Raw genomic sequence first — 14,992 nt, 5'->3', positions numbered from 1 at the left:
TTCGCGCATCAGCCGAAGGCAGCGTAAAGAGTCGTCAGGAGCATCAATGAGAAGTGTGCGCTTTTATCCGCAAGCCTGGCCGTTGCATACGGCCTTTGTTATTTCCCGTGGCAGCAGAACTGAAGCGCGGGTGGTTGCCGTAGAGATAGAAGAAAACGGTGTGCGCGGTATTGGAGAGTGCACGCCGTATCCGCGTTATGGCGAAAGTGAAAGCAGCGTGATGGCGCAAATTGCCAGCGTTCTTACGGCGATTGAGCAGGGTGCGGGTCGCGCAGAATTGCAGAATCTACTGCCTGCCGGTGCTGCGCGCAATGCGCTTGACTGCGCATTGTGGAACCTCGAAAGTCAGCTGACTGGCCAGACGCTGTGGCAACTGACCGGCATTACGCCGCTCTCTTGCATCAGTATGGCGCAAACGCTGAGTGTGGATACGCCGGAAGCGATGGCCGAGGCCGCCAGCACCCATCAGAAAAAGGGGGCGACGTTGCTGAAGATTAAACTGGATGACCATCTGATCACCGAGCGTATGGTGGCTATTCGCAGTGCCGTGCCTCAGGTTACGCTCATTGTTGATGCCAATGAGTCGTGGCAAAGCGAAGGGTTGGCGGCGCGTTGTCAGTTGCTGGCGGATTTGGGCGTCATGATGCTCGAACAGCCTCTACCCGCCGGGCAGGATGAGATGCTGGAAAACTTTATTCACCCGTTGCCGATTTGCGCCGATGAAAGCTGCCATACGGTTGAGGATTTGCCGGGTCTGAAAGGGCGCTATGAGATGGTCAATATTAAGCTTGACAAAACCGGCGGGTTGACCGGCGCGTTGGCTCTGGCACAGCAGGCGCGTGAGCAGGGTTTTGACATCATGCTCGGCTGCATGCTGTGTACGTCGCGTGCGGTTCGCGCTGCGTTGCCGCTCACCGTCGGGGCCAGATTCATTGACCTGGACGGCCCGACCTGGCTGGCGCAGGATGTTGAACCTGCGCTGGCTTTCCACTGCGGCGTGATTGACCTCAGCGCGTCACAATAGTTTTACAGGTCGGGTGCTACAGGTCACCGCTATTGTGCCACGCCGGTCAGTAAATCCACCAGCGCCTGCAGGTAGACTTCACTGGCGTAGTCGGCGGAAACCGGCGGATATTCTGCGGTAATGCAAGGCAGACTGATATCCGTACACCAACTGCCAAAAGAACCCGGCGTGGCATAACCAACGCTGGTCACCAGCGGCAGCTCGAAGGCCTGCGCCAGCCATGCGCCAAGAGTTGAACTGTGTGGATCTTCGATGCAGGCCAGAGGCTCATGGAAGGTCACTACCCATTTTGGGGTCAGTTTTTGGATCAAATGACACAGTGCCTGCGTCTCCAACTCAGAACCCGCCTGGACGCCGGTTGACAGCAGTACGTCCCGTTCATCAGCCGCGCTGTTCCAGCGATATACCGTTTCGCCGCTTTGCCAGTTGGCGCTGGGAAAGTTGCGATTGAGGTCAACTCCGTTAGCATTGGCCCGCAGCCCTAACTGACAACCATCTGGGTTAACCGCCAGCACCACGTGATGCCTGAGCCGAGTCGGTTCAATGCAGCGCAGGGCACAGGACAGTGACACCACCGCTGCGGTTTCGTCTCCGTGGGTACCGGCCAGAATCAGCCCGGTGGTGTGATCGGGTTCGTTTGCCGGGAAGTAGATCAGCGGCGCACCAAGCAGGGATTTGCCATAAGGCGTGCCGAGATTGCTTAATCGTCCACGCAGGGGTCGGGGGCGAATGTCAGTCATAAATGTGTTCCAGAACAGATATGGGATCAGGATGGCTTTTTTTACCGCAGTTTGCCGCCGGAATGTAGCTTTATTGTTTCGTGTCGGACATTTAATACCTTTTCTTTTCTTTCTCCGTTTTCTTCGCTGAAGTTTTGTGCGCTAAGACCGATCTATAGCGAATTTTTATAGGGTATCAATTCAATGAATGATACAACTCCTGAACATCATTAAATCAATCGGTTGTCAGGGGAAGTTCATGCTTGAGGGAAAACTGTTTCGTCCATTTTCTTACACGGTTTGCGGCGGGTTGATCGCGCTCTTTTTGGGTACTGCGACGGCGGCTCAGGTTCCAGCCGGAACGCAGCTTGCCGATAAGCAGGAGATCGTTCGTCACATTAAAGACGAGCCCGCCTCGCTGGATCCCACCAAGGTGATCGGTTTGCCAGAAGCCCAGGTGGCGCGCGATCTGTTTGAAGGGCTGGTGAATCAGGATGCTAACGGTAAAAATGTGCCAGGCGTGGCAGAAAGCTGGCGGACTCAGGACAATCAGACCTTTATATTCACCCTGCGAAAAAATGCCCGCTGGTCTAATGGCGATCCGGTCACGGCCAAAGACTTTGTCTACAGCTGGCGGCGTCTGGTGGATCCGAAAGGCTTATCGTCCGGTGCATGGTTTGCCGGTCTGGCCGGCATTCAAAATGCTGATGCCATTATTGCCGGCAAAATGCCGGTGGACCAACTGGGCGTGACAGCCATCAGTGATACCCAGCTTAAAGTGCAGTTGGTGCGCCCGGTGCCTTATTTTGTCAGCCTGCTGGCAAACTTCAGTTTGTTCCCGGTACATCAGGCCACGGTGGAGAAATTTGGTGAAGACTGGACTAAACCCGGCAATCTGGTGGGTAACGGTGCCTACGTGCTTAAAGAGCGTGTGGTCAATGAAAAGCTGGTGCTCGAGCCTAATCCTTACTATTGGGACCATGCCCATACCGTGCTGACCAAAGTTACCTTCGTGCCGATCAACAAAGAGTCGAATGCGACCAAACGTTATCTGGCTGACGATATCGACATCACTGAATCCTTCCCGAAAGATCAGTACCAGAAGCTGCTCAAAGATATTCCGGACCAGGTTTATACGCCATTCCAGCTAGGGACCTATTACTACGCTTTTAATACCCAACGGGCACCGACCAATGATATGCGCGTGCGTAAGGCCCTGTCTTACAGTATTGACCGCAAAATCATCGCTGAAAAAGTGTTGGGCACCGGCGAAATACCGGCTTATCACTTCACGCCGGATGTCACCAACGGCTTCAAGCCAACGCAAAGTGTTCTCCAGCAGTACTCGCAGGACGAGCTGAATGCGCAGGCGAAAAGTCTGCTGGCGGCGGCAGGTTATGGTCCCAATAAACCGCTCAAGTTGACGCTGCTGTACAACACATCTGAAAGCCACCAGAAGATCGCCATTGCCGTGGCATCGATGTGGAAAAAGACGCTGGGTGTTGACGTCAAACTGGTCAATCAGGAGTGGAAAACCTACATTGACAGCCGTAATACCGGTAATTTCGACGTGATCCGCGCTTCGTGGGTAGGCGATTACAACGAAGCCTCCACTTTCCTGTCGCTGCTGACCTCAACCCATAACAGCAACATCAGTAAATTTAGCAACGCGAGTTACGACAAAGCCCTCAGCGACGCCAGCCGGGAAACCAACGACGCCCGCCGCAACACAGATTACAACCAGGCTGAGCAGATCATCGCCGAGCAGGCTCCGATCGCACCAATTTACCAGTACACCAATGGCCGTCTGATTAAGCCTTGGGTGAAAGGTTATCCGATCACTAACCCTGAAGACGTGGCTTACAGCCAAGAGATGTATATTCTTAAGCACTGATTTCCCACATCAAAAAGGCAAAGAGCGCCGGAATTAACCGGCGCTCTTTTTTTGCTATAAGCTAATCAGTCCAGATCAAGGCATTCGGCTTGCAGCGTGATGCCTCAGTTGGCCGAAACGCAGGAATCAACCGAAGGTTCCTCAGGTTGGTGTTAAACGCTAAACTGGGGAATATAACGAATAAAGCAGCGAGGAATGTCGTGGAAGTCATTAAGGGCAAAGATCTTCAGGTTTCTGATGCAGTGTACGCCTATCAGTTAGATGGCAAAGGTGGCGTAAATGAAATTAATACCCAGTGTGTCGCCAGTGATGAAAAACCGTGCTGGCTGCATCTGGACTACACGCTGCCCGCCAGCGAACAGTGGATCAACACGACGCCAATTCTGCCTGACAACGTGCGTGAAGCATTGGCCGGTGAGAGCGTCCGCCCGAAAGTTCTACGCATGGGCGAAGGAACGCTCGTTACTCTGCGCAGTATCAATCTCAATGCCAATTCACGCCCTGATCAATTGGTCACCATCCGCGTTTACCTCACTGATAAAATGATCGTCTCTACGCGCCACCGCAAAGTTTTTTCGATGGACGAGATGATCTCTGACATGCAGCACGGCACCGGCCCAACCGATACCGGCAGCTGGTTGGTGGATATGTGTGATGCGCTGACCGACCACACCAGTGACTTTATCGAAGATATGCATGACAAAATCATTGATATCGAAGATGACCTGATGGAGCAACAGGTGCCTGAACGTGGCCAGATGGCGCTGTTGCGTAAGCAACTGATTGTTCTGCGTCGTTACATGTCGCCACAGCGAGATGTGTTCTCCCGTCTTGCCAGCGAACGCCTGCCGTGGATGACCGATGATGAGCGCCGTCGTATGCAGGAGATTGCTGACCGACTGGGACGCGGACTGGATGATCTGGATGCTAACATTGCCCGTACAGGCGTGCTGGCGGATGAAATCGGCTCGCTGATGGCCGATGCACTCAACCGACGGACCTATACTATGTCAATGCTGGCGATGCTATTTTTGCCCACCACTTTCCTTACCGGACTGTTTGGGGTCAACCTCGGCGGTATTCCGGGTAATACATCCCCTTATGGATTTACCCTTTTCTGTCTGTCATTGCTGGTTCTGGTAGGCGGTGTCGCCTGGTGGCTGAAGAGAAGTAAGTGGTTATAGTCGGGAGAGTAGGCGAAAAAAAGCCGGTCAGAAGACCGGCGTCATTCGAATTAAAGTATCTAGCGGATTAATTCTAAAAAATTTGAAATAAGACAATATGGAGCACAACGCCCATCGCTTGACGTTGCATTCACCTGCGGGATAGATACTGGACTCGTTGCGCTGCGTATATGTTGATTTCGCGCAATCTTTTTGGGGTTTTGTCGCCAGTTGGCGGTTTGCTAGTCATCCTGAGATGCATCTGCGTTTATTTTGATCGAACTGGGAGATTTTTATGTCACCGTTTGAACGTATTCATCAGGCCTACAATGATGTTACTCAAAACACGCTGAAGCTGTGGGAGCGGTCTGATGGATGCGGCTCCGTGCGTGACAAGCCTTTTTATCATCCGACTAAGTTGGCATTTTCCAGCGGTAACCGACCCGAACTGGGTCCTGAGCTGTTGCTACTTCTCAGCGCGATGCAAGAAGTAACACAAGACGATCCGTTAGCGGATCTCAATCCTGCCAGTGGCGTGCATTTTAGCTTTTTCCCTATTTCTAATGCGCTCTATGACAGTGTGGGACAGGCTGATGAGCGGGAAGAGGTTGCCGCTATTTTTAACCGCTGCTGCGCCGGTCATGTCATGCACATCAGCCAACTACGCCTGGTGGCGCTGCCTAATCAGATCTTATTGGCGGGTATTCCCGATCAGCAGAGTCTGGACGTTCGAAAACGTCTTGCTGGCGCGCTGCTGGACTCAAGGTGGCAAGACAACGTTAGAGCGCGTTACCCTTCTGGCGATATCCCCCAGCTTTTCTGGCACAGCACGTTATTGCGTTATAACGCTGAGTTTATTTCTCCCGAGCTGCATGCTCTCTTTCTGCGTTTTCAGAACCACAACTTCGGTGATATTTCATTGCCGGTCAGGCTGGTTATGTGTAACTACAACTGGCAGCAGGTGGAATTTCTGGCTTGAAACGCGGATAAAAAAAGCCCGCTTCAATATGAAACGGGCGAGTTTTGTAGTACTGCTTTTTTTATTGTTTTGAATTATTTAATTTCGAATACGTTTAAACGTTCAATTGCTGCGACGTTTTCATCATGTTGCGGCTGCCAGCCAACGGGCTGCATCGGAATATCTTCGCGGTCAAACGCAATATCACCGCCGTCTACCACTTCACTGCCGTGCCGAATGCCTTTGAAATCAAACAGGCTGGCGTCGTTAAGATGCGATGGCACGACATTCTGCATGGCGGTAAACATGGTTTCGATTCGTCCCGGGTATTTTTTGTCCCAGTCATTGAGCATGTCACCAATCACCTGACGTTGCAGGTTAGGCTGTGAACCGCAAAGGTTACAAGGAATGATAGGATATTCACGCTCAATGGCAAAGCGTTCAATATCTTTCTCACGACAATAAGCCAGTGGGCGGATCACGATATGCTTGCCGTCGTCACTCATCAGTTTCGGTGGCATGCCTTTCAGTTTGCCCCCGTAAAACATATTAAGGAACAAAGTTTGTAAAATATCATCGCGGTGATGACCCAGCGCGATTTTGGTACAACCCAGTTCCGTGGCCGTACGATACAAAATACCACGACGCAGGCGTGAACAGAGTGAGCAGGTCGTTTTGCCTTCCGGGATCTTCTCTTTCACGATCGCGTAAGTATCTTCGGTGACAATCTTATATTCCACGCCCAGGTTATCTAAATAGGCGGGTAAAACATGCGCCGGGAAACCCGGTTGTTTCTGGTCAAGATTAACCGCAATCAGGTCGAAATTTACCGGTGCGCTCTGTTGCAGATTACGTAAAATCTCCAGCATGGTGTAGCTGTCTTTGCCGCCGGACAGGCAGACCATAATACGGTCACCTTCTTCAATCATGCCGAAATCTGCAATGGCTTTACCCACGTCACGACGCAGGCGCTTTTGCAGTTTATCAAGATTGTATTTCTGTTTTGGAATTGGAGTTGTCACAAAGATCTCTTTCGCATTAGCAATTGCGGCGCAGTCCGCCTGACTCTATGCGCAGTAGGGTACGTATTTTGCCACTGAAAGTCAGTCATATTTTGTGAAAAAATGGGCTTTTTATGCGCCGAAGCGCGCCTTCCTGCGAATATCCGCAGGAAGGCAAGGTGCAGATTAGCGATGCGTTGTGACCGCATCTGTTTTGTCGGCCTGCACGGCTTTGGCCGCTCGCGCACCGCGTTCGGCACTACGATGTAACACCCAGCCAAAGATCAGGATAGACAGAGCACAAATCAGGAACAACCCACGACCCCACAGCGGATTAGGCACCAGAACCATTAGCAACAATCCGCCTCCCATGTACATGGATATTTTACCGATCTTGTCGCGTTGCAGGCGGTCAAACTCATCCTGTTCCTTATCGGCATAGACCGGCAATTTCATATCGGTAAAGAACTTATTGCGGATGGTGGTGCGTTCTGTGGCCTGCTCTTTGTAAAATAGGGTAGTAAGACAGAAGAAGCCGCCGGTAAAGACCATGTGCGAGAAGATATTCCACATGATGGCGATGTCGAGCATTTCCCGTTTGGTGAAGTTCATCCCCAGCAGTTTGACCACGTCCGGCGCGGTAAACACGTTGACTATCACGTAAGAAACCATCAGCCCAAACAGTACCGTTGCCCAACCTGCCCAGTCGGGCGTTTTACGGATAAATACCCCGAGGAACAGTGGCACCACAATAGGTGCCTGCATCAGTGTACCGACTTTCATCATCAGATCGAACAGGCTGACAGTCTGCATGGTGTGCATATATTGTGCGACCAAGATCACCAGCACGCCGTTGACCAGACAGATAGCCTGACCGACCCGGACTTGATACTTTTCACTGCGTTCTGCATTGCGGTTAACGATGGGCGTCCAGAAGCTACGCACGAAAATCCCCGAGTTGCGGTTCAGCGCTGAGTCCATCGATGACATAGTGGCAGCAAACAAACCGGCCATCAGCAGACCCACGGTGCCGAGTGGCATCGCGCGTTCGGCGAAAATCAGGTACACCGCATCAGTGGCATTTTTACCCAGTTCAGGGTGCGCGGTGGCGGCATCAGGATAAAGGATCGCCACGGCCCACGGTGGAATAAACCAAATTAGCGTTCCCACGAACATCAGCACCAGCGCAAACAGCGCGGCTTTCTTGGCATTGAAGCTGTCTTTGGCATTCAGAAAACGGTAGGAGTCCTGCAGGTTATTGATGCTCTGCACGTTTTTAATAAAGAAGAACAGGAAGCAGGCAACCAGCAGCGAAATGTAATGCGGCCCGACGTCCGGCCCGGTAATAAATCCTGAAGGGAATTCGGTCACCAGATTGACTGGCCCACCGACTTTCACCAGGGCCACCACCGCACAGGCAATCGAGATAATCGCCACTACCAGCGTCTGAACAAAGTCACTGGCAACCACGCCCCAGGCTCCGCTCATCAGCGAAATCAACAGCACGACTATTCCTGTGACCCAGAGTGTCAATGTAATGTCATGTTTGAACACCGCGCTGGCAAATACCGCCAGACTATTGAGCCACACGCCGGCGCTGAGAATGCTTAACGGGATGATCATCCAGGTAAAAAACTGCTCATTGCCTTTACCGAAACGGTGGTTGATCGCTTCAGTGGCGGTATCCACGCGCAACTGGCGAAAGCGGGTGGCAAACCACCACCAGGCCACCAGATAACCAAATACGTTACCGGCGAATACGCTGACGACATTGAAGCCGTAGCGGTAGGCCTGTCCAGCTGCACCGGTGAAGGTCCATGCACTAAATTGGATCATGAAGGCAGTCGCGCCCACCATCCACCACAACATGCGCCCGCCACCGCGGAAATAGTGGCTGGAGGAACCGGAAGCCATCTTCTTAAACGCGTAACTGATCGCAATCATTAACACGAAGTAACCAATCATCACTAGAACGTTAATATCCATCGTCGTTAATCTCTTCAGTGTAGGGTGAGGTTTTTATGGTTATCTTTTGGTCAGAGTTAATGAGCAATAGTAGGAGAGTGATTTGAAATTAAAAGTACTACAAATAAGAAAGGCCATATTTGTTGCCAGTATGTGACAATGGTCACTTCATGGGCATTAATGCGCGATAAAAAGGTGCAAAAGTCGTTTTTAGGGTGGCTAACTTAATCTGCTTCTGCTTTATTTGTATTACTAAAGTGAATGAGCAAGACGATCGCACATGGGGAAAATGCATGAAAGTCTCTGTTTTAATGATAGGCGTCAGTGTGATGTCCGGGCTATTTTCTAGTGTGTCACTGGCTGCGGCAGAACCTGCATTCCTGAATACAGCACAGTTGGCGGTGATTAAACAGCAACTGAGCGACCACCAGGCTGCGCCACAAACAGCAGCGGCTTATAAACAGCTACTGGCAACCGCCGATAACGCGCTGGGCAAACCCAATCTCAGTGTGACGGATAAGGGCATGACGCCCCCCAGCGGTTCGAAGCATGACTACCTGAGTCTGAGCGCTTACTGGTGGCCGGATGACAGTAAGCCTAATGGTTTACCGTGGATCCGTCAGGACGGCAAGGTCAATCCGGCCAGCAAAAATGATCAGAGTGATGGGGTGCGGCTGGCCGATTTCACCGCGCGGGTACAGAACCTGACGTTAGCCTGGTATTTTTCCGGTGAGCAAAAATATGCCGATAAAGCTGCCAGCCTGTTACGCGGCTGGTTTATCGACCCGGATACTCGCATGAATCCTAATCTCAACTTTGCGCAGGGTGTACCAGGCATTGCGCCGGGGCGCAATTCCGGCGTACTAGACGGGCGCTACTTCTCAACCCGCATTGTGGATTCTGTGGTCCTGCTGCATGGTAATCCCGCGTGGAAAGCGACCGACGAACAGGCATTTCGTCAATGGATGACGGAGTATTTGGTGTGGTTACAGGGCGATAAAATCGCTAAAAAAGAGAGCCGCACTCAGAACAACCACGGCAATTGGTATGTGACGCAGGTGGCGGGTATTGCCTGGTATCTCGACCAGCCGCAGGTCATCAGGCAGATGGCGACCCTGATGAAAAGCAAACTGGATCTGCAACTGATGCCCGATGGCACTCAGCCCGCTGAGCTGGCGCGCACCCGCTCTTTCCATTACAGCTACTTTGACCTGCAGGCCATCAGTCTGATGGCCATACTGGCGCAGAAAAAGGGTATCGATCTGTGGAATTACCAGACGCCGCAGGGGGGTAGTGTCATCAAGTCGCTAGATTTTATGGCGAAATACACTGACGCCGCCAAACCGTGGCCGTACAAAACTATGGACCGCATCAGCATACGGCCGGTGCCGCTGCTCTCGTGGGCGGATAATGCGACCGGTTCCGCCCGCTACCAGCAGCAGATCCGCAGCGCGACTTTCCACCTGCCGCCAGCCGGTGAGAAACTCAAAGGCGGCTATCATGCTGACGTTACGCGCGGTGCAATAATAGAAGCCGAACGTGAAACCTGGCTGCTCTCCCTGCCGTCGTGGGCCAAAGGCTATGTCGCGCCCAAACCGGCGCTGAGAACCGGGGACGCGTCATCATGACCGACTGGAAGCCGCTATTTATCTCACCTGATGAGGCGCAGCAACTGCGCGCCGAGCTTGAGGCTGACTCGCTGATGGGCCACGTGCTGCGCGAGCAGATAGTCGCCCTTGATAGCTATATCGCGCAGCCGGTTGAGATCCCAGGGCATGGGGAAGCTGGCGGGCCAGAACATGCGCATCACAAGCAGAACTACCTCTACATCAATCTGGCCGGGCGGCTGTTTATGATTTGCGGGCGGCAGGCTTACCGGGATTTTGCGCTAAACCTACTCAACGGCTACGCGGCCATTTACCCCTCGCTTGGCAGCAACGTCAGTAAAGACAGCAATGCGCCAGGGCGTCTTTTTCACCAAACACTCAATGAAAACATGTTCATGCTCTACGCAGTGGAGGGTTATCACTGCATTATGCCGACGCTTACCGCCGCTGAGTGCGATCTCATTGAAAGCCAGCTGTTTTGTGTCATGGCCGATGACGCCCTGACGCGACATGCCAAAGATTTCGACATCGTGCATAACCACGGCGTTTGGTCTGTTGCCGCGGCGGCAGTGTGTGGGTATGTCATGGGCGATCGCAAACTGGTGGAGAAGGCCCTATATGGGCTGAAAGGTGACAGTGAAAGCGGCGGATTTTTTGCCCAACTCTCTCAGCTGTTTTCCCCTGATGGCTATTATATTGAAGGACCGTATTACCAGCGTTTTGCGCTACGCCCTATGCTGTTGCTGGCCGAAGCTATTTATCGTCGCCAGCCAGAATTACAGATTTATCAATTTCGCGGGCAAATCATCCGTAAAACCTGCGAAGCCCTGATGCAGTGCGCGTTTCCTGACGGCACGCTGCCGGCGCTCAATGACGCCTCAAAGAGCATGAATATTCATGATGACGGTGCGGTGGTGGCGGTCAGCGTCTGTTTCCATCGCTATGGTCACCATCCCCAGTGGATCGCCACGGCCTGCCAGCAAAGCAATCTATGGGTGAGTGCTGCGGGGTTGGCGCTGTCAGTTGCGATGCAAGACCAGCCAGTGCCGCAACACAACTGGGGCAGCCTGACCTTGTCGGATGGGCCGGAAGGCGAGCAGGGTGAGTTGGCGATTTTACGGCATCAAGATGCACGCGGTGATCTCTCTATGGCATTGATGTGGTATGGCCAACACGGCAGTATTCCCCGGCTGCATTCTGCGCTGAACCACGGGCATTTCGACGGCCTGCACCTGAGTCTGTTCAACAACGGGCGTGAGTCGCTGCGTGATTATGGTTTCGGGCGCTGGGTTAACGTTGAACCCAAGTTCGGCGGACGCTATATCCCGGAAAACAATAGCTACTGTAAGCAAACGGTCGCCCACAATACGTTGGTGGTGGATGAGCAGAGCCAGAACCAGGGGCAGAGTAGTGAAGCGGAAAAGCGCTGGGGAGAACGTCACTTTTTTGTGACCGATCATCCGGACGGACAGGGCATGAGCGCCCGTCTGCATGGTTACTATCCGGGTATCATGATGCAGCGTACCGTGCTGATGCTGCACCTGCCTGAGTTCGAACAACCTTTACTGGTGGATGTGTTCCGCGTCATCAGTGCGTTAACCCATCAATATGATTATTGCCTGCATCATCTCGGTCAGTTTGTACGCAGTGATGCCGAACTTCAGGTTTCAGAAACGCTCAGACCACTGGGCACCCACCATGGCTACCAGCATCTGTGGGACTGTGCGCGGGCAGACGTTGCCGCCGGTGAGTCGGTGTTGTTCAGCTGGCTGGATGGTCACAGCTACACCACGCTGGTGAGTGCGATGCCGTCCGGTGGTGAATTGATAGTCGCTCGCAGCGGTGCCAGCGATCCGCATTTTAACCTGCGTAATGAACCGGCTTTATTGCTGCGCCAGCATGGCGCGAATGCGCTGTTTGCCAGCGTAATTGAAAGCCACGGATCCTTTGATGAAGCGACGGAAACATCTCGCGATGCACGAGGGAAAGTCGCACGTGTCAGTGTGTTTTCGCACAGCGCGGCACAGTCCGAAATACATATCTACTGCATTGACGCACGTATTTTACGGGTGATGATTAATAACCATGACATTCCCGATGCGGGTGCAGAGTTCAGCACAGCGTGGATGTCATGATGCTATCCGTTTTCAATTCATCTTTTTCAGAAAAAAATGTCCCTACACCTTCCATCCTGTTAAAGGAGTTTTTATGTTCAGTGATCTAAAAAACAAACGCGTGTTAATTACCGGCTCAACTAAAGGGATCGGTTTAGCGACAGCGCAGGCTTTTGCTCGTGCAGGTGCCAAAGTCGGCCTTAACGGGCAACGCAGTGATGCCAGTCTTCAGGCTCTTGCCAAAGAGGTGGCAGCGCTGGGTGGTGAGGTGGAGTATTTCGCCGCAGACCTGACGCAAACCGAACAGTGTGAACAACTGGTTACCGCTTTTGTTGAACGCTTCGGCGGTATCGACGTATTAATCAATAACGCCGGTGGCTTGGGTGGACGAAAAGGTCTGGAAAGTATTGACGACGAATTTTATAAGCATGTGATGGATCTCAATGCCCGTTCTGCGCTGATGGTCACTAAATATGCTATTCCTCATCTGCGCAGCGCCGCCAAACAAAGTGGTAACACCACCTCGGTGATCAGCACCGGTTCGATTGCCGGTCGCGAAGGCGGTGGCCCAGGTGCGGCAATTTATGCGGCGTCAAAAGCCTGGCTGCACAATATTCACCGCAACTGGGTGAAAGAGTTCACCAAAGACAATATCCGTTTCAACGTGGTTTCTCCCGGTACCATCGATACGGTTTTCCATGCGGATAAAAGCGCAGAAGTACGCGACAAAATTTCCAGTGGCATTGCCATGGGCCGTTTTGGCACCAGTGAAGAACTGGCACCTAGCTTCTTGTTCTTCGCCTCGCACGCCTGCAGCGGTTACATTACCGGGCAGATCCTCGATGTTAACGGCGGACAAATGGCTCCGTAAGAGGCAAGGCCGTGAAACGGGACGCTGCACCGTGCAGCGTATCGTGGCTTCGGCTATCATAACCGCGGTTAAGCGCAGAAATTAAGGGATGATGAATGAGTATGCAGTTCGAGACTGCCGTGGGCATGACCCGGGGCCTGAATACCCATATTGCGCGCGACATTGCCCGCAAGATCCTCTCCGGCGAGCTTGCCCCGGGAGCCATATTGCCGAGTGAAGTTGAACTGGGTGAACAGTTTGGCGTCAGCCGCACTGCGCTACGTGAAGCGTTAAAATTGCTGACCTCCAAAGGGTTGCTGGAGTCTCGCCCTAAAATCGGTACCCGCGTCAAAGAGCGGCCACTGTGGAATATGCTTGATCCGCAGTTGCTGGACTGGATGCAGGGCATGGATGCGACCGAAGAGGTCTATCACCAGTTTCTTGAGTTCCGTCGGGCGATTGAGCCTCACGCCACCGCGCTGGCTGCCGTGAATGCCAATAAAGAGCAGCGTATTGAGCTGTCACGAATTTACCGGCAAATGTGTCAGGTTGCAGAACAGTTTGATCAAGCGCAGTGGGTGGAGATCGATACCCAGTTTCACCGCACGATCTTCATCGCCTCCGGCAACTGTTTTTATGTGCCGTTTGGTAATGTGCTGACCACTATTTTCAAGTGGTTCATTTCATACTCATCCAAAGAGGGCGGGATGTGTCTCAATGAGCATAAACTGATTTATGAGGCCATTATGGCCGGTGATGAAGGCGCGGCTTATAGCGCGTCGCTGAGTTTGATGAAAGGGCACAAGCATCGACTTCACGTTTAAGTTTGGGGTGCAGCCCAAGAATATTTTTTAACTTTAACTTAAAATTCAAGGCCGTGGGCGTCGGCCCACACCGACCAAAGGCCCGCAGTCGCTCGGGCTTTTGGAGTCCGAGCTTTTCTAAATTCAAAACCCACACCCCATCCCAACCTTCCCCTCGTGAGAGGGGAAGGAGCAAACCCTGTGCTGTTTTAAAAGCCAAGGCCACGTTCAAAACGACGTCGAATGAGAGGCGCAAAACCGTAATAGAACGCGGGATTGGTAAGGGGATTCGTTTCAATCCCCTTATCCCGGTGTGGGCCGGTGCCCACGACCTTGAGATTGACGTTGAATTTGAATTTAAAAAAGCGGGGTAGAGCCGCCACGCCCAATAAACTTTATAAAATCGCTTATTTTTAGGAAAAAGTTGATATTAATTTGCAACAATGCTAGACGGCTGACGAATTGCTCAGATAAGATGGGCGCTGCTAATTTCCCTTGTCATTTCTCTTCAGGAGCCGCACTGATGATCACTGCGTTACGCGTTTTACTGGCCGGAGCCGTTTTGGTATTGGCAGCTTGCAGCAGTCATGATGACTCAGCCGACGTTCCCCAGAAAGGTAACAGCGTGAACATCAGCAACCATAGCGTGAATATGGACACTCCGGCATATGCAGCCTGTTCAATGGCGGGTGGGCAATTACGTCTTGCGCCACAGCTTGACGGCAGCCGTGTTGGCATGTGTTCGATGTCTAATGGTCGACAGTGCTCTGAAGCAGCACTGATGCAAGGGCGCTGTAGTGCTGGTTAATGGGTTGTCACCCAAACTGCCCTCAAGGGTGGTCTATTGCCATTCCACCTCACTGTTTTTACAGATTAAAACGATCTCTTGCTTGT

General features: G+C 52.4%; 12 protein-coding genes. 9 read left to right on the top strand and 3 right to left on the bottom strand.

Going from position 1 to position 14,992, the window contains the following annotated elements; all coding sequences use genetic code 11:
• Positions 1–46: 46 nt before the first annotated feature.
• Positions 47–1,024, top strand: a complete 978-nt coding sequence (ycjG, locus tag ACMV8I_RS05455; RefSeq protein ID WP_498864161.1) for an L-Ala-D/L-Glu epimerase — start codon at positions 47–49, stop codon at positions 1,022–1,024.
• A 29-nt stretch (positions 1,025–1,053) separates the two neighbouring features.
• Here the strand turns inward: ycjG and mpaA are convergent, their stop codons facing one another.
• A complete protein-coding gene (mpaA, locus tag ACMV8I_RS05450; RefSeq protein WP_498864160.1) occupies positions 1,054–1,764 on the bottom strand; it encodes a murein tripeptide amidase MpaA in 711 nt (236 codons plus the stop codon).
• 238 nt (positions 1,765–2,002) lie between these two features.
• On the opposite strand from mpaA, the gene ACMV8I_RS05445 reads away from it, so the two are divergent.
• From ACMV8I_RS05445 to ACMV8I_RS05435, 3 genes are all read left to right on the top strand, one after another.
• Positions 2,003–3,637, top strand: a complete 1,635-nt coding sequence (locus ACMV8I_RS05445; protein WP_498864159.1) for an ABC transporter substrate-binding protein — start codon at positions 2,003–2,005, stop codon at positions 3,635–3,637.
• Positions 3,638–3,837: 200 nt separating this feature from the next.
• Positions 3,838–4,821, top strand: a complete 984-nt coding sequence (gene zntB, locus ACMV8I_RS05440; protein ID WP_498864158.1) for a zinc transporter ZntB — start codon at positions 3,838–3,840, stop codon at positions 4,819–4,821.
• Between the two features lie 274 nt (positions 4,822–5,095).
• The gene (locus ACMV8I_RS05435; RefSeq protein WP_498864157.1) at positions 5,096–5,779 is read left to right on the top strand and encodes a hypothetical protein; all 684 of its coding nucleotides are present in this window, start codon (positions 5,096–5,098) and stop codon (positions 5,777–5,779) included.
• A gap of 74 nt (positions 5,780–5,853) precedes the next feature.
• Here the strand turns inward: ACMV8I_RS05435 and ttcA are convergent, their stop codons facing one another.
• Together ttcA and ACMV8I_RS05425 are read right to left on the bottom strand one after the other, a co-directional pair.
• Entirely contained in the window at positions 5,854–6,780 is a 927-nt protein-coding gene (gene ttcA, locus ACMV8I_RS05430; RefSeq protein ID WP_498864156.1) for a tRNA 2-thiocytidine(32) synthetase TtcA, read from the bottom strand.
• A 165-nt stretch (positions 6,781–6,945) separates the two neighbouring features.
• Positions 6,946–8,745, bottom strand: a complete 1,800-nt coding sequence (locus tag ACMV8I_RS05425; RefSeq protein ID WP_498864155.1) for a sodium:solute symporter family transporter — start codon at positions 8,743–8,745, stop codon at positions 6,946–6,948.
• Between the two features lie 308 nt (positions 8,746–9,053).
• On the opposite strand from ACMV8I_RS05425, the gene ACMV8I_RS05420 reads away from it, so the two are divergent.
• The 5 genes from ACMV8I_RS05420 to ACMV8I_RS05400 all read left to right on the top strand — a co-directional run bounded on the left by ACMV8I_RS05420 (position 9,054) and on the right by ACMV8I_RS05400 (position 14,906).
• On the top strand, positions 9,054–10,352 hold the full coding sequence (locus tag ACMV8I_RS05420) for an alginate lyase family protein (protein ID WP_498864732.1): 1,299 nt from the start codon (positions 9,054–9,056) through the stop codon (positions 10,350–10,352).
• A complete protein-coding gene (locus ACMV8I_RS05415) occupies positions 10,349–12,466 on the top strand; it encodes a heparinase II/III domain-containing protein (RefSeq protein WP_498864154.1) in 2,118 nt (705 codons plus the stop codon). Before ACMV8I_RS05420 ends, ACMV8I_RS05415 begins: the two co-directional genes overlap by 4 nt.
• A gap of 73 nt (positions 12,467–12,539) precedes the next feature.
• Positions 12,540–13,316, top strand: a complete 777-nt coding sequence (locus ACMV8I_RS05410) for an SDR family NAD(P)-dependent oxidoreductase (protein ID WP_498864153.1) — start codon at positions 12,540–12,542, stop codon at positions 13,314–13,316.
• A 95-nt stretch (positions 13,317–13,411) separates the two neighbouring features.
• Positions 13,412–14,119: a FadR/GntR family transcriptional regulator gene (locus tag ACMV8I_RS05405; protein ID WP_498864152.1), complete on the top strand. Its 708-nt coding sequence runs from the start codon at positions 13,412–13,414 to the stop codon at positions 14,117–14,119.
• A gap of 502 nt (positions 14,120–14,621) precedes the next feature.
• On the top strand, positions 14,622–14,906 hold the full coding sequence (locus ACMV8I_RS05400; RefSeq protein WP_498864151.1) for a putative hemolysin: 285 nt from the start codon (positions 14,622–14,624) through the stop codon (positions 14,904–14,906).
• The last annotated feature ends 86 nt before the right edge of the window (positions 14,907–14,992 follow it).

The organism is Ewingella sp. S1.OA.A_B6, assembly GCF_049889095.1.
In the GTDB taxonomy this organism is placed as follows: Bacteria; Pseudomonadota; Gammaproteobacteria; order Enterobacterales; family Enterobacteriaceae; genus Ewingella.
The sequence above is the reverse complement of the archived record's forward strand: the minus strand, read 5'-3'. Positions and strand labels throughout refer to the sequence as shown.

Bases quoted from the DNA above. Each gene is read 5' to 3' on its own strand.
- ycjG (WP_498864161.1), top strand. From the start codon at position 47: ATGAGAAGTGTGCGCTTTTATCCGCAAGCCTGGCCGTTGCATACGGCC.
- mpaA (WP_498864160.1), bottom strand. From the start codon at position 1,764: ATGACTGACATTCGCCCCCGACCCCTGCGTGGACGATTAAGCAATCTC.
- ACMV8I_RS05445 (WP_498864159.1), top strand. From the start codon at position 2,003: ATGCTTGAGGGAAAACTGTTTCGTCCATTTTCTTACACGGTTTGCGGC.
- ACMV8I_RS05435 (WP_498864157.1), top strand. From the start codon at position 5,096: ATGTCACCGTTTGAACGTATTCATCAGGCCTACAATGATGTTACTCAA.
- ACMV8I_RS05425 (WP_498864155.1), bottom strand. From the start codon at position 8,745: ATGGATATTAACGTTCTAGTGATGATTGGTTACTTCGTGTTAATGATT.
- ACMV8I_RS05420 (WP_498864732.1), top strand. From the start codon at position 9,054: ATGTCCGGGCTATTTTCTAGTGTGTCACTGGCTGCGGCAGAACCTGCA.
- ACMV8I_RS05415 (WP_498864154.1), top strand. From the start codon at position 10,349: ATGACCGACTGGAAGCCGCTATTTATCTCACCTGATGAGGCGCAGCAA.
- ACMV8I_RS05410 (WP_498864153.1), top strand. From the start codon at position 12,540: ATGTTCAGTGATCTAAAAAACAAACGCGTGTTAATTACCGGCTCAACT.
- ACMV8I_RS05405 (WP_498864152.1), top strand. From the start codon at position 13,412: ATGAGTATGCAGTTCGAGACTGCCGTGGGCATGACCCGGGGCCTGAAT.
- ACMV8I_RS05400 (WP_498864151.1), top strand. From the start codon at position 14,622: ATGATCACTGCGTTACGCGTTTTACTGGCCGGAGCCGTTTTGGTATTG.